The following is a 17,494-nucleotide window of genomic DNA, read 5'->3' as shown; positions in this document are numbered from 1 at the left end:
AGGAGGTCGTTACTATGGCCATCGTATTACCGATTCAATATTTCAATTTAGCCCCTGTCATTGGTAAATCTTATTATGAAAACCTTTCAGGTGGTATTAACGCTGCTGTTACTGTGAACAATAACTCCAACTTCCCAGTAGATTTAGTAATCACTCGTGTGAATGCTCCAGTTATCACATACACGATTCCAGCGTTCAATAGCCTTACGCTTGCAGTTCATGCCCTTTTGGTAGCTGCACTCTTAAGCACTCCTGCTGGCACCACATTCGGAACTATTGAAATTTCAACATCAGATTTCTAATAGTGTAGTATTAAGCATCTCTAGCTGAAAGTTCAGCTAGGGATGCTTCTCTATGTGAATCTAGCTTAATCCTTCTATTGTATGCTGCTCCATAAGCTGCTTTAGCTTGGTTTCAGTATTCGAATCTCCCGCAGGAGTATAGATGCTGCATCGTAAATCGGCACTGCCATGAACCTGCAAAGAGGTAAGATGAAATAACATTTTCCCCGCCTTGGCATGTCTGAATTCTAGTAACACATCCGGGGCCGAACTAACCCGACTTTGCTCCCACATCTCATTAAAAGCCGGATGCAATTCTTTCAATTCCTCTATAAATTCATCATACCAATGATCCTCTACATACTGTCCGTAATACGCTCTGAAGATAGAAAGATAACCGCTGACGAACTGTTCCCAATTCACCGCTAAGCGTCTGAACTCCTTACGAACAAATAACAATCGGATCATATTCCGCTCTTCGATGGGCAGCTTTGAGAAATCAAGAAAAACATGCGCGGCAGCATCATTCCAACCGACGATCCCGCAACGTCTATCAGAAATTATCGTAGGACAATATTTGAGTTCCTGTAAAATTTTCTGCAGCGAAGGACTAATTACAGAAGATTCATCTTGCGGATAGGGTGTGGTGCCGGTTCCAGTTTCTAAAGCCAGTGCAAAAAGATACTTCCGCTCGTCTTTAGTCAGCCTAAGTGCAGTGGCAATACAGTCCAAAACAGATGACGAGACTTTTATATCTCTGCCTTGTTCAAGCCACGTATACCAGGTGCTGCTTACCCCTGCAAGCTGTGCAACCTCTTCCCTGCGGAGTCCTGGCGTCCTTCTGCGTGTGCCTTCCGGCAAGCCTACAGAGCTTGGTGAAATGGCCGCACGACGTGCTTTCAAAAAATCGGATAATGCTTGTAATCTTGTTTGATTAGCCATAAGCTACCTCCACTTTGGGATTCCTGTTCCTTTAGTATAGTACAAATTATACTAGGATAAACGATAACTTGTAATAGGATAAGTAAAATGAAAAAATACTAGTATACACTAGCTGAGGAGGTTCATTATGGAACGCGTAGTGATTACAGGCATGGGCTTAATCTCACCACTTGGGAATACAATCGGGCAATTTTGGGATCGGCTAATTTCTGGTGAGTCGGGTATATCCCCGATCACTTCATTTGATACAACAGGTTTTAAGACGAGGATTGCTGGCGAAGTACGTGATTTCGATGCCGAGGGCAGATTTGGCCGTAAAGAGGCACGCCGAATGGACAGATTCAGTCAGTTTGCCCTCGCAGCTACTGAAGAGGCTTGGAAACATTCTGGTCTCCAGCTTGATAAGATTGACAAGGAGAGACTTGGCGTTTATGTAGGATCTGGCGTTGGAGGAATTCAGACCTTGATGGATCAAGGTACGGTCCTGAAGGATCGTGGTCCTGATCGAGTTAGCCCTACCTTAATTCCCATGATGATCTCCAATATGGCTGCGGCAATGATCAGCATTAAATTTGGAGCTCTCGGCCCGACCATGTCTCCAGTAACAGCTTGTTCTATTGGCAATACTGCGATTGGCGAGGCTTTCCGTTTAATTCGTTATGGCGGTGCGGATATCGTTATAGCCGGGGGTTCTGAAGCTGCTATTACTGGCATCTCGCTGGCCAGCTTTGGGAATGCCACCTCTTTATCTACACGAAATGAGGAGCCTACGAAAGCGAGTCGTCCTTTCGATGGAGAACGGGATGGCTTTGTAATCGGTGAAGGCGGCGGCATAGTCATTCTAGAGTCACTCTCCCATGCTCAGCGTAGAAACGCCAAGATTCACGGCGAAGTGATCGGGTATGGTGCTAGCTCTGATGCTTATCATATGGTTGCCACTCATCCAGAGGGAATTGGTGCCTATCAAGCTATGAAGTTAGCGCTAAATGAAGCTAATCTCCAGCCTCACAATGTAGATGTAATCAGCGCACACGCGACAAGTACAGTAGTAGGAGACCACTCTGAAACACTAGCGATTAAAAAATTATTTGGCGAGCATGCGTACCACATCCCCGTAACCGCTAATAAGTCCATGACTGGACATGCTTTGGGGGCCGCTGGCGGCTTAGAAGCCATTGCGTTAGTTAAGAGTATCCAAGAAGGGATCATTCCTCCTACCATCAATCAGGACACGCCTGATTCCATCTGTGATTTGGATTACGTACCTAACATTGCACGAAAAGCTAATCTCGAAATAGGCATCTCCAATTCATTTGGTTTCGGTGGCCATAATGCTGTTATTGTAATCCGTAAGTTTGAAGACTGATCTTACATTATAACAGGGGTTTCAACTTAGCCATTTAACACGACTAGTTGAAACCCCTTCTGCTGTTAATCCTTTACAAAAGCTTATTCCGAAGGTGATACATGACTTCCCCAGATAGAGATTCCTTCATTAGAAACCGCAGTAAACGTCATAACATTACTGGCTGTAGCTTCATTCCACTCTTTCAGGAACACACCCTTATAAGTAGAACCACCTATTGTTAACTCCGCAGTATGATCGTCGATAAGCTTCCACTTGCCCTTAACCGCGCCTTTGATTTTACCACTCTTCGTCAATTGAATTAGCTCTGATTGCACGATATCAGCCGTAATCTCTTTATTATGATTTACATATTTGTATTCGCCTGCGATTTGCTCTTTCGTATATTTATCAATGGTCTCGCCGCCATAACGGTGTGGTGCGACCACCGGCCAGCCATCAGCGTTCATGAACATTTGATGTACTCTAACCTCATGCTTTTCACCACGATTCGGGAACCGTGTATGGAAGATCAAATAATACTTGCCAGTCTCTTCATCGTAAAATGCGGAGTTATGTCCTGGTGATACATATCCTTCCCCACTTACTGGGAGCTCATCGTCATTATTCAGGAATTCGAAATTCCCCATGAGTTTAACTCCGTAAGGAGCATAAGCAGGATCATCAAACAATACGCCAGCTGTGCCCTGTGAATGGATCATATCCTGGCCCTCAGAATCTTCAAAAGGTCCATCAGGTGTCTTCGAGCGAGCTACACGGATGTTATATCCGCCATCTGCAGCCAGACCTCCGTAGGATAAGAACAGATAGTAGTAATCCGTCTCAGGACTGTACAGCATATAGGGAGCTTCTATCCGCGCATGATTTGCGCCTAGAAGCTTTTTGCCATAACCTTGGTCTGGCAGTGGGAATCCTGTGCTTGTATCCAGTTCCATAATAAAAATACCACCAGAATAAGAACCATACACCATCCACAATCTGCCTTCTTTATCAAAGAACACATCCGGATCTACAACATTCGGCTTTTGTGTGGCATCATAAGTTTCTCCGTCATCCCCTGCGCCCACCATACCGGACTTCAGAAAGATCCCTTTGTTCTTATAAGGTCCTTCAATATGGTCTGACACGGCTATACCGAGTGCTGATAATGGGGAATCGCCTTTACAAGCGTTGTAATACATATAATATTTGCCATCCGCCAATTGAATGACATCCGGAGCCCATAAGGTGTCCGTCTTTCCCCAGGTTAAGGCCTCTTTTAATTCCTCTTTGACATTCGGGATGAGTACGTTTCCATCAACAACTCCAGAGGACAATTGAGTCCAGGACATCAGGTCGTCGGATTTAGCAGAAGCCAAATGAGAGCCAAACACATAGTACTTATTATCAGCCAAAATAATGGATGGATCATGTACAGAAACATTTTTAAAGACAGGCTGAACAGGCTCAGGTCCGCTGTTTGTGTTGCCAGAGTTAGCCGACTCGTTGTTGCATGCGGTTACAGCTAATAATGAAACACTAAGTAAAGTAGTAATAATTATCTTCTTCATCGTTATACCCCCTATGTATGCCTTTTCATTTTGAGATGAAAACGATAAATAGTCAACCCTTTTATTTAATTAAGTTCGTATTAATTCACACTTATTTAAATAATAGTGAACATTTTAGAAAATAAAAAAAACGCTAAGCCAACTAAATGGCCTAACGTTTCCTCTTATTATTTAGTTAAAACAAGTTGCTTACTTAGCGCCTTCTTGCACTAAAACAGGCTCTGGATAAGCGTTCTTAAGCACACGTTGTCTATTCTTAACAACTGTTGGTGGTTCCACCTTAGGAGCCATCGGATGCATTAGCCAAGATTTCACCATATGGGTATCCGAAACCTTATACATTGGAGGCTCTTTCTCCATATCGATTTGCATAGCATAGGTGCTGCGAAGTGCGAAGGCATCACCCTTAGGCGGTTTGATCAAATCTGGAGGTGTACCAGGTATCGCGGTAAGCAAAGAACCTTTGCTCTCAAGACTTGGCATGGATGCAAGTAATCCCCAAGTGTAAGGATGTCTTGGATCGTAGAAGATCTCTTCTGCAGTTCCCATTTCAACAATTTGTCCGGCATACATTACCGCTACACGATCCGCCATTCTTGCTACAACACCAAGATCATGGGTGATAAAAATAATCGCCGTATCAATCTTCTTCTGTAATTCCTTCATCAGGTCAAGAATCTGTGCCTGAATGGTTACGTCGAGCGCTGTAGTTGGCTCATCCGCAATCAGAAGCTTTGGGTTTGCTGCAAGTGCCATTGCGATAACGACACGTTGACGCATACCGCCACTGAACTCATGTGGATATTGATTGAAGCGGCGCTCTGGTGAAGGAATACCTACTAGCGTAAGCAGCTCAATCCCACGTTTATTTGCAGCTTCTTTGGAGATTTTCTCATGTTTGTGCAGTACTTCAGTAATTTGTCTGCCGACCTTCATCATCGGGTTCAAGGAAGTCATCGGATCCTGAAAAATCATACCGATCTCTTTACCACGAATCTTCTGCATTTGCTTTTCAGTCTTACCGATCAAATCTTGTCCATCAAATAAAATTTGTCCACGTTTATATTCTCCTGGCGGCGTTGGAACTAGCTTCATTACCGCTTGTGAAGTTACACTTTTACCGGAACCGGATTCTCCAACAATCGCTAGAGTTTCACCTTTATCTACATGGAAGCTAACACCACGGATCGCTTGTACTTCTCCACCGTGTGTTTTGAATGATATCGCTAGATCTTTTACCTCTAAAAGGCGCTCCATCTTGTCACCCTCTCATTTCCTCGTCAATTATGATAATGATTCTCACCAAGTTGTAAGCAATAAGTATTATTTTATCTAGTTCTAAGGGTTCTAGTCAAGATTTTTCTGAAAAAGATATGGCCAGCAGCAGCCTTATGTACTAGTTCTGTTTAATGCGAGCTCTATTCTTCACTAACAACCACAATATTGGCGGAAGCAGCAAAAGAACTAACAGTAGAGACCATCCGATATCTCCAAGGGATACCAAGTTGTCATTCAATAGTCGATAATACGCATAAAGAGAATAGGGAAGAACTACTAGTACTGCTGTAACTACCCCTGGTGCATATACCTTTAAATATATCGTCTGTCCTAGATGAGTAAATACATGTAAGAAAAATACCGCAAGCACTGCCAGGTACAATAAATAATTAGAAAAGAAAACTGCAATACAAGTTACCGTCACTATCAAAATATACACGAATAATACGTCCATTGCAAAATTACGTGTAGTCATTTGTAACATCGAATGATATGTCTTGCGCATAAACGAAGGAATTGCAGCCTCTAACCTGGTTCTATACTTTGCACCCCATGCTTCAATCGTTAATATTTCTTCAAAATCATGAAACATAAATAGGATCGGCAACAGCCACAGCAAACTTACGATATCTATATGTACACTTAGCCACTCAAACATGTGAATCCTCTCCCTTCTCCTACTCAGCCTCCTTACCTTCTTATGTTGTGATCTTGCTGAAAATGTCCTAACCCATGAAACGGTCCCAACCTTCCAGCAGATTATCATGTGCCCACTGGAAATGGCCTTGGCTATCGTATTTACGCGAATAACACTCAATGAAATAAATTAAATCGATATATAAGTCGTAGAGCTTTTTGCGTGCACATTCATTAGGGCTATCAAAGCTGTCCCCATAACCTCTACAGAAATACTCAGAATTCTCAATATAGCGAAAATAATATTCCATAAGGTGATCGCCCCATAACGCCCGTTCCCAATCGATTAAAGCAACAATGCTTCCCTCTCGTACAAACACATTCCCATCCCATAGATCCCAGTGAACTAAACGTGGCTCAGTCACCACATCCATCACATGTATACGGCTGTTGATCTCCGCCTCAATCGTTTCTAAAGGAATGGGCATCTTTGCATCTAATCGCCGAGCATCATCAAGGAGGTTGCCAATTAAATTTTGAAAGGTTTCCCGCCAAGAAGTCCCCTTTATCTTCGAGGATACATTAAATAATCCAAAATGATCCCCTTGAATTTCATTAATAATCCGGCTATAACGACCTAATTCTTCCTCAATACAACTTCTTTGCTGCGGACTAAGCTCTTCCTTAATTTCATTATAGGGCTGGCCGATTATTTTCTCCATGAAAAAAAAGTCACTCGATATTAAATTTCTGCTGTTATCATAAGCGTATACCTCAGGCACAGGTACCGTTCCTTTAGACTTCATTAGCTGCATTGCCGCAACCTCTGTAGCCATGATATCGTGCTCGTAACTTAGCGTGTCTGTCTCATCAGATGGCGATATCTTAAGAATCGTAGCCCTGCCATCTGACAATAGGAGGTCATAAGCTGCGTTGAAATAACCTCCCGTCAATTCCGTACTTTGAATGATTTTCACATGGCTTCCAAAAGCAGCACCCACCAGGATGTCCTGCTGCTCAACCGTCAATTTTGTTTTAGTCTGACTTTCCAAGACTTCACCACCATACAGAGTTAAGTAAATGCAAAAATCCAACCTTTTAAAAGCCCAGGATTTATTGTATTAGATACAAGAAATATAAACAATCCTTCTCCATTGGAATGAAAATTGTTAAAATTAGAAATAACACGTATCATTAGCTGCTTTTCATGAAAGAGAGGAAACTATTATTATGATCATAAAACCTAGAACACGTGGCTTTATATGTACAACCGCACATCCGCAAGGCTGCGCTCGTCAAGTCGAGCGGCAAATTGAGTATATTAAGGCACAACCCGAGATCAAAGGACCACAGAAGGTGCTAGTCATTGGCGCATCCACAGGCTACGGCCTCGCCTCACGGATTACAGCCGCCTTTGGGGCTGGAGCCAGCACAGTAGGCGTATATCGGCCGAGCAGCAGCAATGGAACCCGTACAGCCTCTGCTGGGTGGTACAATTCTGCAGCCTTCGAACAACTTGCGGAGTCTGCTGGCCTGCAATCCTACAGCGTTACCGGAGATGCATACTCCAAAGAGACCAAAGAAAAAACTATCCAGCTGATCCGCAGCGAATTAGGACAAGTCGATTTGGTCATCTACAGTGTTGCTTCTGGGCGCCGTACAGATCCGGAGACAGGTGAAGTATATAACTCTGTTCTCAAACCTATTGGCGACACCTTTACCAACAAAACTGTAAATTTTCACACCGGTGAGGTAAGTCAAATCTCCATTGAACCCGCGACCGATAAGGAAGTTCATGATACCGTACGGGTGATGGGCGGTGATGATTGGCAGCTATGGATAGAAGCACTCCAGCAAGCCGGAGTATTAGCAGATCACGCAACCACTATTGCTTATTCGTATATCGGATCAGAGCTTACTCAAGCGGTATATCGCCAGGGAACCATTGGACTTGCTAAAGACCATCTTGAAGCTACGGCGAGAACACTTAACGAAGCGTTATCTGTTACTCACGGTAGAGCTTATGTAGCGGTCACAAAAGGTCTTGTCACACAGTCCAGCTCGGCGATTCCTGTAGTGCCCCTCTATATTTCCGCCCTTTACAAAGTCATGAAAGAGCACAGTCTTCATGAAGGTTGTATTGAGCAGACCTATCGGTTGTTTGCTGAACATCTCTATGCAGCGAAAGGAACTCCTGTGGATGAAGAAGGTCGTATCCGTATAGATGATTGGGAATTGTCTCCGGCAGTCCAGCAAGAAGTTATCGAAATCTGGGACCAGCTTACTTCAGACAATATCTACGACCTAACGGATCTGCATAGCTATAAACAGGAATTCTTCCAGCTATTTGGCTTCGAGACTGAAGGTGTAGATTACGAAGCTGATACTGATCCAGACGTAACTGTTATAAATCTGCGTTAAAATTTATCGTGTTTTTGGATTATCTTCTGCCTGAGGATAAGGGTTGTTCGAGAGCATACATTTCCTCTTCCAGAGATATCATCTTTTGCTCAATCATTTTTCGTGCATCTGCCAACGCTTGATTGTAAATATAAGGCGAAAGTTCTTTGAGCATAAAATCGAGAAGGTTCTCGCTGGCTAATTGCCCAATTTCACTGGACAGCTCTGTATCAAAATATTCATGAATACTGGCTGTAATCTGAAGCTTATGTTCTCTCGGTATTTTTAACGGCTGCATGGTAATCCTCCAATCTAATTAGATATAGGAAAATGACGTGCTTTCGCACGTCATTTTTTACACCTATAACCTTCATTCACTGCTGCCTTTGAAACGGTTCCAACCCTCAGTCAAGTTATCGTGCGTCCAACGGACATAACCTTCGTCTGCATATTTGCGTGAATAACATTCAATAGCAAGAATAAGATCAAGATAAAGATCATAAAGCTTCTTCCGCTGAATCTCGTTTGGACTGTCGTAGGTTGTTCCGTACCCCTTATAGAAACTGGCAGAATTCTCAAAATGCCTAAAATAATACTCCATCAGCACATCGCCCCACAGGGCTCTCTCCCAGTCAATCAGCGATACGATGACTCCATCCTTCACAAATACATTCCCATTCCATAAATCCCAATGCACCAGTCGTGGCTCGGTTACAGCATCTAATGCAGGGAGATACTTGGAAACCTCCTGCATAATCTCTTCATAGGACGCAGGGAGCTGTGCATTCAGCCTCTTGGCATCAGCAAGTACACTTTCCATCAGGCATGAAAAGGTCTCTCTCCACGAGGCTCTTGGCTCCTCTGAATCCGTTCCAAAAATGCCAAAACGTTCTCCGCGTATCTCATTGATTATGCAATTGTAACGCCCCAGCTCAGTTTCGAGAGCATCTCTCTCCGGAAGTGAAAGACTCTCCTTCACATCACTGTAGGGCTGGCCCTCCACCTTCTCCATAAAGAAATACGGAATAGGAATGAGCAGCAGACTTTCATCATAATGATAGACGGCAGGCACGGGCACGACACCCTTATCTGCAACCATTCGGAGAGCTTCCACTTCAGTTCGCATAATGTTCTTCTCGTAACTTAACGTATCTGTCTCTACAGCAGGGGCAACCTTTAGAATGACAGATTTCCCAGTGCTAAGTTCCAAATCATAGGCTGTATTAAAAAAGCCTCCGGTAAGTTCTGAACTAAGGTTAACTGCAGTTTCTGAACCGAAAACCGCTTTCACCAAAATATCCAGCTGTTCATCATTTAATTTAACTTTCGTGAAGCTCTCCATTTCGTTTAAACCCACCACATTTCTGTCAGTGGCTCCTCAATCAATACTTGTTGAAGATTACTTACAGCTTTAGAGAAACCTTCTTCAATAGACATCAGCCCATCTTCATGCTCGATACTAACCACATAGTCATACCCAACCAAACGAAGTGCACTAATAATGTCAGCCCAAGTCTTAAGATCATGTCCAAAACCGACAGAACGGAACTGCCAAGCACGGTCAAGCATCTTGGTATACGACTGCATATCAGTTAATCCGTGCATGTTGACATTCACAGGATCAATAACGGTATCCTTCGCATGGAAGTGATGGATTGCACCTTGGCGTCCCAAAATATGAATCGCTTGCACAGGATCAATTCCTTGCCACCACATGTGACTCGGATCAAGGTTCGCACCGATCACTTCACCTGCTGCTTCTCTCAGCCGCAGCAAAGTACCTGGTGTGTGTACAGAGAATCCGCCATGCAGCTCAAGACCTACCTTTACATCGTGCTGAGCGGCAAAGGCACCCCATTCTTTCCAATAAGGAATAACCTTGTTCTCCCATTGCCAGTCCAGAATTTCTTGATAATCATTTGGCCATGGAGCTACAGGCCAGTTCGGATATTTAGCACCCTCATGATCTCCAGGACATCCAGAGAAGGTATTCACAACCGGAACCCCTAGCTTCTGCGCCAATTTGACCGAGTTTACGAAATCCTCATGATCCTTTTGAGCAAGTTCTTTTTGCGGGTGCAATGGGTTACCGTGGCAGCTCAAAGCACTGATTGTAAGTCCGCGAGATTCCACAGCATGTTTGAATTCTTGTAAGGCTGTTTCATTCTCCAGCAGCATTTTAGGGTCGCAGTGGCTGTTGCCAGGATTGCCTCCCGTACCGATTTCTACCGCCTTTAGCCCTTTGGATACTACATAATCAAGAGCATCCTCCAGCTTACGACCTCCAAACAAGACCATAAATACTCCAAGTTTCATTGTAGGCCACCTCCTCTTGGAAATAGTTTACTTATTATTTACCGTAGATATCAAAATTCTTCACCACTTGATTACTCTCAGCAGCTTCAAAAATAACTTCAATCAAATTCTGTACCCGCATAACCTCAGCGTTCTTAACGATAGGTTCTGCAGTACCCTCAATGACAGCAGCGAAATTATCATAAAAGCTAGAGCTTAACTCCGACGGCTGAGGTAATTCCTCAGTGATCGTTGCCCCCTCCGATGGAGGTGCCATAGTTTTAGTTAGTCCTACACCTGCACGAATCGGCTTCGGTTCGATTTTTTCACCTGCGTTATTTCTTGTCACCAATCTTCCGGTTAATGACCAGTCTTCAATAATTCCAGTGCCTTCGATACCCTTCACATACCATCTTGGCAATGTAATAAAGTTAGTCGTCCCAACCTCTACGATCGCTTTAATTCCATTCTCAAATTGCAGAATAGCTTCAAAGCCGTCATCGACATCGTTTCCTAAAATAAAGCTTAGACTACTGCTCACACTGGTGATTTTGCTATCAATCATGAATAATAGCTGGTCCAATAAGTGAACGCCCCAATCCAGCAGCATCCCTCCGCCTTGTGCCTTAACATGACGCCAGTCTCCAGGAATTCCGTTCGCTCCATGCACGCGGGATTCGATCTGGAATAGGGATCCAATCGTCTCCTCATCGTACATTTTTTTGATGGTTAAAAAATCTTCATCCCAACGTCTGTTCTGATGCACCATAAACACACGTCCAGCTTCATCAGCGGCTGCCAGTATTTCTTGAAATTCAACCTTCGATAGAGTAACTGGCTTCTCACAAATGACATGTTTGCCAGCTTGTAATGCACGAATCGCAATTTCTTTGTGCACATCGTTCGGTGTGGCAATTAGAATAATTTCGACCGAAGAATCTGCCAATACTTCTTCATAACTTTGGTACGCCTTGTAGCCAGCGTCGTTGGAATTGGTACGACGTGCTTCAAGCACATCGTACGTTCCAACTACGATTAAGGTAGAGGTCTCTTTTATCAATCCTGCGTGATAACTTCCCATTCCTCCAAAACCAACAATGACTACAGAATGTCTGTTTGAACTCATGAACTTCACACCTGCTTCTCGTTTAGTTATCTGATGTTCCGTCAAAATACACAGCACGACCTGTACGGGAAGATTCGTAAATAGCCTCCAAAATTTGGGTAACGACAAGGGCTTGTTCAGGTTTAACTACTGGTTCTTTATCTTCCCTAACTGCCTCAAGCCACAAGCGAGCTTCACGATCGGATTCACTCTCTTGTCCTCCGTTAAAGAAAGCTACTCCCCCTGCGGACAAGTCAATTTTAGTCTCGTATAGACGGCCACCACGGTCACCATTTAAGCGTAACCCGTCCTTCATATCTGCGCCACCCTCTGTACCTGCGAGGAGCGTCTTCGCTTCTCCAAATTCCGATACATTAAGAGCCCAGCTTGATTCCAGTACAATTGTAGCACCATTTTCCATGGTAATAAATCCAAATGCTGAATCTTCTACTTTAAATTGTTCAGGGTCCCATGGACCAAAGGCATTTCCGCCGTTTTTACGGTTACCTAACTTATGAAAAGTCGAGCCCATAACACTACGCGGTTTATAATTGTCCATCATCCATAATGTTAGATCAAGCGCATGCGTACCGATATCGATCAGTGGACCCCCACCTTGCTTTTCTTCATCCAGGAATACGCCCCATGTAGGAACCGCACGACGACGTACTGCGATCGCTTTTGCATAATAGATTTCACCAAGCTCACCGTTTTCGCAAACGTCTTTAAGGTATTCACTATCCGCACGATAACGGTTTTGATAAGCTACAGACAATTTCATGCCTGTACGTTTAGCAGCCTCTAACATTTCCTGTGCTTGAGCTGTAGTCTTCGCCATAGGCTTCTCACACATTACATGATTGCCAGCTTCCAATGCTGCGATTGTGATCACGGAGTGACTGTCATTCGGTGTACATACATGCACGATATCGAATCCTCCGGCTTTCAAAAGCTCTTGATAATCTGTATATACAGCCGCGCCTTCAGCACCATAGGTTTTTGCTGCTTCCTGTGCACGTTCTTCGACGATATCACAGAAGGCTACCATTTCAGCATCTGCTTGACGTGACAAACTTGGCATATGTTTTCCATTAGCAATTCCACCGCAACCGACAATAGCAATTCTCAACTTTTTAGACATGAACATTTCCCCCTTGATTAGCGTATGCTTTTACCCATTTCAAACTATCTTCTACACTTTCTAATGGTGAACGGCTGCAATAATCCTGCTCCACTACCGCCCACTCTACCTTTGCCTGTACAGCCGCATCAAGAATTGCTGTAAGGTTTACTTCTCCTTCGCCTAGAACAACCGTTTCCGGTGAACCATCCTCATGTTTCTTCAAATCTTTCAGATGGATGATCGGCAAGCGACCAGCGTATTTGTTGATATATTCTACGGCATCATAACCTGCGTGATGTACCCAGCATGTATCCATTTCAACTTGCAGCAAATCAGCTGGCACCTCTTCAAACAAACCGTCAAACGCTGTACGGTCACCATATCGATCAGTTAACTCAAAGTCATGATTATGGTACAAAAGAACCGCTCCACGCGCCTTGCACTTTTCTCCAATGATCTTCAGATTCGCAGCAACTTCTTCATAGTTACGTTGTTCTTCTGACAGATACGGCACAATCAGATTATGATTTCCAATCTCTAGGTTGTACGCAATCTCTGCCTCTGTATCATTTAACAACGCGTCATAGGGACGGTGTGCGCCCAGCGCAACTAATCCTAGTTCATCAAGCAGTTGTTTGACTTCTGCTGCGCTACGGCCGAAGTAATGGAAAAACTCCACGCCTTTATAACCAAGGGCTGCCACTTTACGCAGTGTCCCTTCAAAATCCTGTTCCAGTTCTTCTCTGAGCGTATACAATTGCAGGCCTATCTTCAGCATTTTCGAATCACTCCAATTGGATTTAAAGTTAGCTTTCTGTAGTGATAATCACTTGAACAATAATGCTGTAACAGAATTGACTAATCTGATTCTCATCAGTTTCCTTAAACTGTCATTCTTGTAAGCACAGCTAATACCGACTGTTTCTAGCGTTGATGGTCGATTTCTTTCTTTATTGCTTAGCTACATAGTAATATGAAAGCGTATATATTAAAATGAAGAATATGATTAAAACATGAACAATCTGCTTATCATTTCAATACACCTAGGAGGACCTATGACTCATTCTGCTACCTGTCACGTATTATCAGCCGGATTTTCTTTTCATCGCAAGCCTTTTCATATGTCTCAAAGTCAAGGGAACCAGAACTTTCTTATACGTCTGCAAACGGAAGGAAGAAGCCGTGCATTGATCGATGGTGTGATGTCACCTGTGGAAAGCGGGGATATTATGTTATTCGCTCCAAATGATCCTTACTATTTGATCATAGATAAAGAAGAGTACCCTGTAGGCAAGCCACGAATTGAAAGCGGAGATTATCATATTTTTTGCGGGGGAACATGGATTGATGAATGGTGGCAACGTTCACAAAGACCCACTCGCCTAAGTGTGCCGCTTAGTGAGAATTTTCTTAGCTTGTTTCGCCAGTTAATTCTGGAGCACCGTCGACTTTCCGACTTCTCTCCAGAAATATCTGCCTGCTATCTGCAAATTCTATGTATGGAAATCGACCGGCTAATTACAGACCAGCCAGCAATTACTCCAAAAGGTTATTTGGCATACCGAATGAAGCAATATGTTGAGGAGCACGCAACCGTACCCTTTCTATTGGAGGATGTAGCAGGTTTTGTGGGTATATCCGTCTCGCGAGCCGTTCATTTATTTAAAGAAGCCTTTGGGACCAGTATTATTAAATATGTAAACGATGTCCGACTGGAAATGGCCAGAGAACGGATAACCTTCAGTCCCATGCCGCTGGAGCAAGTAGCAGAAACTTGTGGTTTTGCGAACTATACCTATTTTCACCGCGTCTTCCGAAGCCGTTTTGGTATGTCACCAAGAGAATATCGTGTGCACAGCAGAGAACAGGTGTAAATGAAGAAACATGAGAATGAAATTATTCTTTTACAGCCGAAATGATCAGGAACATCGGTCTACGCTCCTCATCCTTCATCCATGGATCATTACTCATTTCTTCTGAAGGCTTTGGTTCTTTAACCGCTTTAATAGTAAAGCCAGCTTCAATCAGGTCATTAAAGTAGGTGGAAATCGTGCGATGGTATTTAATCACATTTTCTGTTAAGAATTTAGTTTCACGAAGTCCTTCTGATTGATAATGATCTACGGGCCAATGCAGGCGGTTACCTTGTTCATCGGTATACCAGTCTTGCTCTTCCCGTGAAGTAAAGATAGGATGCTCCACTGAAAAAATAAAACTCCCACCAGGCTTAAGAAACGCATGGACTTTGCGGCAGATGGCTGTAAAAGATTCAATATAGTGGAAAGCCAATGAACTGAGGACCACATCAAATTGCTCGCTCGTAAAATCAATGTCCTCAATCGGCAGCTGGATATAAGTTATAGCAGGATCGTTCGTTTTTTCACGCGCCTGTTGCAGCATTTTTTCAGAGATATCCACACCTATAACTGAACTCGCCTGCTGCTCACGGGCATATAGGCAATGCCAGCCGAAGCCGCAGCCTAGATCAAGCACACTTTTATTATGTAAGTCTGGAAGAAGCGCCTTTAATACATGCCATTCTCCTGCTGCTGCAAGCCCTCCGATAGATCGAGGCATTTGTTGGTAAGCTGAGAAGAAATTCGAATCGTCATATTTATTTTGTTTCATCTGGGATACATCTCCTATATATTATTTCTTCAATTACTATACGCTGAGCGACGTCCTCTTATCAAATAGCCAATAAAAAAGGAGCATCATCTTGGAAGATCTGCCCCTTATATCTATTCTTATTCAATTGTTCCTGCTTGCTTGGTGTTAACCGTACATGCTGTGAAATGGCTCCATAATCACTATTCGATCTACGACTTTGTGCTGCGCACCAGGCTCCGGAGCGCTCTGCCTTACGCAAGGCTTTTTGTGTCTTGGTTCGTGCCATGTGACACCACTCTCCTATTCATGGGTGAATGATTATTGATCTTACATCTATAAGACAACTTCATTTTAACATATTCCAGACTATGAGCGAAGCAAGAATTCCGTTACACTTAGAGCAAAGCTAGTATTCTATCTTATCTAAATAGATGCGGAGGTTTAAAGGATGAATTACCAGGTTTTGTATGAAGGTGCTTTTGCTATGTTAAAGGTCCAACTAAATCCCGGTGAAAGCGTAAAGGCTGAAATGGGCGCAATGGTCGCGATGTCACCTAACGTAGAATTAAAAGGAACCGTGGATGGTGGTTTAATGCGCGGTCTCGGGAGAATGCTGAGCGGTGAGAAATTCTTCTTTCAAGAACTTAGAGCGACCCGTGGTCAAAGTGAGGTATTGCTGTCACCTGGCTCACTCGGCGATATTCAGGCGATAGAATTAGACGGATCGTATAAACTGTTAGTTCAAAAAGACGGATTTCTCGCCGGAACTGAAGGCATTCAAGTAAATACCAAAATGCAGAATTTAACCAGAGGGCTCTTCTCCGGTGAAGGCTTCTTCATTGTAGAAATCAGTGGCAGAGGAACGGTGTTCCTGTCTTCCTTCGGTGCTATCCATGCGATTAATTTAGGACCTGGTGAAGAAATGATTATCGATAACGGACACCTCGTAGCATGGCCAGATTATATGGACTATAAGGTAGAAAAGGCAGCCTCTGGCTGGCTAAACAGCATAACCAGTGGTGAAGCACTTGTCTGCCGCTTCCGTGGAGAAGGTGTAATTCTCGTTCAGAGCCGTAACCCTGGCAGCTTCGGAACGTGGATCAAATCCTTTGTACCTACTCGAAGCTAGACTTCCAAAAACGCAGTAATCAAAAAAGACACAGGCTTGGAGAAAGCCTGTGTCTTTAGGTTAGAAAGCGATCTTAGGAGACTGCTTTATCTGCTTCTGCTTTTGCTTTTTTGCAGCCTGTACGTTTACATGTTCCATAAGTACCCTTGAAATCAAGGCGGTGATCCGTGACGTTAAAGCCATATTCACGTTCCACTCTTCTCTCCAGCTCCACAAGCCAGTCATCCTTAATTTCCTCCAACCGACCGCATACGCTGCATATCAAATGATGATGCATATGCGAATGATCGTTCCCGCGCAAATCGTAACGGGCAACTCCGTCTCCGAAGTTCATCTTCTCTACAATGTGTAGCTCACATAAAAGCTCAAGTGTACGGTATACCGTTGCCAGGCCCAGATGTGGATAGCTGTTCTTAACAAGCATATATACTTCTTCTACGCTTAGATGATCCTTCTCATTGTCGAGCAGAACGTTCACTATAGCTTCACGCTGAGGCGTTAATTTATATTTTTGCGCCGCAAACAATTGACTGATATTTGATATTTGATCCATTTGGTCTCCTACCTTCCCGGAACGATTTAACATCCGTACCCTCTGAGACGCTCCTATTTATGCAGTTTGGACAAACCATAAATAGTAATCGTTACGATATAATCATAACAAAATTAACCACGAATGAAAAGAGCCTGACATCATTATATCATTTCATGCCACTTATCCAAAGTACTACACCCCAATCTGGCCCATATTTCTATTAAAATCTACTTTTTCGTGAAAT

General features: G+C 43.5%; 19 protein-coding genes. 5 read left to right on the top strand and 14 right to left on the bottom strand.

Going from position 1 to position 17,494, the window contains the following annotated elements:
* Positions 1 to 14 precede the first annotated feature (14 nt).
* On the top strand, positions 15 to 302 hold the full coding sequence (locus tag NYE35_RS13290; protein WP_341121195.1) for a hypothetical protein: 288 nt from the start codon (positions 15 to 17) through the stop codon (positions 300 to 302).
* A gap of 60 nt (positions 303 to 362) precedes the next feature.
* Here the strand turns inward: NYE35_RS13290 and NYE35_RS13285 are convergent, their stop codons facing one another.
* On the bottom strand, positions 363 to 1,223 hold the full coding sequence (locus NYE35_RS13285) for a helix-turn-helix transcriptional regulator (RefSeq protein WP_036686336.1): 861 nt from the start codon (positions 1,221 to 1,223) through the stop codon (positions 363 to 365).
* Positions 1,224 to 1,350: 127 nt separating this feature from the next.
* Between NYE35_RS13285 and fabF the strand changes: the two genes are divergently transcribed.
* A complete protein-coding gene (fabF, locus tag NYE35_RS13280) occupies positions 1,351 to 2,589 on the top strand; it encodes a beta-ketoacyl-ACP synthase II (protein WP_341121193.1) in 1,239 nt (412 codons plus the stop codon).
* A gap of 83 nt (positions 2,590 to 2,672) precedes the next feature.
* Here the strand turns inward: fabF and NYE35_RS13275 are convergent, their stop codons facing one another.
* From NYE35_RS13275 to NYE35_RS13260, 4 genes are all read right to left on the bottom strand, one after another.
* Positions 2,673 to 4,139, bottom strand: coding sequence for a family 43 glycosylhydrolase (locus tag NYE35_RS13275; RefSeq protein WP_341121191.1), 1,467 nt, complete (start codon positions 4,137 to 4,139; stop codon positions 2,673 to 2,675).
* Positions 4,140 to 4,328: 189 nt separating this feature from the next.
* Positions 4,329 to 5,396, bottom strand: a complete 1,068-nt coding sequence (locus NYE35_RS13270; protein WP_036686331.1) for an ABC transporter ATP-binding protein — start codon at positions 5,394 to 5,396, stop codon at positions 4,329 to 4,331.
* Between the two features lie 139 nt (positions 5,397 to 5,535).
* Positions 5,536 to 6,075 (bottom strand): HXXEE domain-containing protein, encoded by a 540-nt coding sequence (locus tag NYE35_RS13265; protein ID WP_076179024.1) that lies wholly within the window; start codon positions 6,073 to 6,075, stop codon positions 5,536 to 5,538.
* Positions 6,076 to 6,142: 67 nt separating this feature from the next.
* Positions 6,143 to 7,105: a phosphotransferase family protein gene (locus NYE35_RS13260; RefSeq protein WP_052096993.1), complete on the bottom strand. Its 963-nt coding sequence runs from the start codon at positions 7,103 to 7,105 to the stop codon at positions 6,143 to 6,145.
* Positions 7,106 to 7,283: 178 nt separating this feature from the next.
* Between NYE35_RS13260 and fabV the strand changes: the two genes are divergently transcribed.
* A complete protein-coding gene (gene fabV, locus NYE35_RS13255; protein ID WP_036686328.1) occupies positions 7,284 to 8,474 on the top strand; it encodes an enoyl-ACP reductase FabV in 1,191 nt (396 codons plus the stop codon).
* 19 nt (positions 8,475 to 8,493) lie between these two features.
* On the opposite strand, the gene NYE35_RS13250 is transcribed toward fabV, so the two are convergent.
* From NYE35_RS13250 to NYE35_RS13225, 6 genes are all read right to left on the bottom strand, one after another.
* Positions 8,494 to 8,751 carry a DUF2164 domain-containing protein gene (locus NYE35_RS13250; RefSeq protein ID WP_341121189.1) on the bottom strand — a complete coding sequence of 86 codons (258 nt, stop codon included), beginning with the start codon at positions 8,749 to 8,751 and terminating at the stop codon, positions 8,494 to 8,496.
* A 72-nt stretch (positions 8,752 to 8,823) separates the two neighbouring features.
* The gene (locus tag NYE35_RS13245) at positions 8,824 to 9,813 is read right to left on the bottom strand and encodes a phosphotransferase family protein (protein WP_341121188.1); all 990 of its coding nucleotides are present in this window, start codon (positions 9,811 to 9,813) and stop codon (positions 8,824 to 8,826) included.
* On the bottom strand, positions 9,801 to 10,769 hold the full coding sequence (locus NYE35_RS13240) for a sugar phosphate isomerase/epimerase family protein (RefSeq protein ID WP_076101695.1): 969 nt from the start codon (positions 10,767 to 10,769) through the stop codon (positions 9,801 to 9,803). Before NYE35_RS13240 ends, NYE35_RS13245 begins: the two co-directional genes overlap by 13 nt.
* A 34-nt stretch (positions 10,770 to 10,803) precedes the next feature.
* A complete protein-coding gene (locus NYE35_RS13235) occupies positions 10,804 to 11,874 on the bottom strand; it encodes a Gfo/Idh/MocA family protein (protein WP_038570443.1) in 1,071 nt (356 codons plus the stop codon).
* Positions 11,875 to 11,896: 22 nt separating this feature from the next.
* Positions 11,897 to 12,994 carry a Gfo/Idh/MocA family protein gene (locus tag NYE35_RS13230; protein ID WP_036686323.1) on the bottom strand — a complete coding sequence of 366 codons (1,098 nt, stop codon included), beginning with the start codon at positions 12,992 to 12,994 and terminating at the stop codon, positions 11,897 to 11,899.
* Positions 12,987 to 13,754, bottom strand: coding sequence for a sugar phosphate isomerase/epimerase family protein (locus tag NYE35_RS13225; protein WP_036686321.1), 768 nt, complete (start codon positions 13,752 to 13,754; stop codon positions 12,987 to 12,989). The genes NYE35_RS13230 and NYE35_RS13225 overlap by 8 nt, the downstream gene beginning before the upstream one ends.
* A gap of 277 nt (positions 13,755 to 14,031) precedes the next feature.
* On the opposite strand from NYE35_RS13225, the gene NYE35_RS13220 reads away from it, so the two are divergent.
* A complete protein-coding gene (locus tag NYE35_RS13220; protein WP_341121186.1) occupies positions 14,032 to 14,850 on the top strand; it encodes an AraC family transcriptional regulator in 819 nt (272 codons plus the stop codon).
* Between the two features lie 22 nt (positions 14,851 to 14,872).
* Here NYE35_RS13220 and NYE35_RS13215 read toward each other — a convergent pair whose 3' ends face one another.
* The gene (locus tag NYE35_RS13215; protein WP_076275543.1) at positions 14,873 to 15,604 is read right to left on the bottom strand and encodes a class I SAM-dependent methyltransferase; all 732 of its coding nucleotides are present in this window, start codon (positions 15,602 to 15,604) and stop codon (positions 14,873 to 14,875) included.
* Between the two features lie 61 nt (positions 15,605 to 15,665).
* On the bottom strand, positions 15,666 to 15,872 hold the full coding sequence (locus NYE35_RS13210) for a hypothetical protein (RefSeq protein WP_036686317.1): 207 nt from the start codon (positions 15,870 to 15,872) through the stop codon (positions 15,666 to 15,668).
* A 162-nt stretch (positions 15,873 to 16,034) separates the two neighbouring features.
* Between NYE35_RS13210 and NYE35_RS13205 the strand changes: the two genes are divergently transcribed.
* Complete coding sequence (locus NYE35_RS13205) at positions 16,035 to 16,715, top strand: TIGR00266 family protein (protein WP_036686316.1); 681 nt, start codon at positions 16,035 to 16,037, stop codon at positions 16,713 to 16,715.
* Positions 16,716 to 16,788: 73 nt separating this feature from the next.
* Here NYE35_RS13205 and NYE35_RS13200 read toward each other — a convergent pair whose 3' ends face one another.
* Complete coding sequence (locus NYE35_RS13200) at positions 16,789 to 17,268, bottom strand: Fur family transcriptional regulator (RefSeq protein WP_036686314.1); 480 nt, start codon at positions 17,266 to 17,268, stop codon at positions 16,789 to 16,791.
* Positions 17,269 to 17,494: the final 226 nt, after the last annotated feature.

It is taken from the genome of Paenibacillus sp. FSL L8-0494 (genome assembly GCF_038003695.1).
GTDB lineage: Bacteria > Bacillota > Bacilli > Paenibacillales > Paenibacillaceae > Paenibacillus_AQ > Paenibacillus_AQ odorifer.
This window is presented reverse-complemented; position numbering and strand designations above follow the sequence as displayed.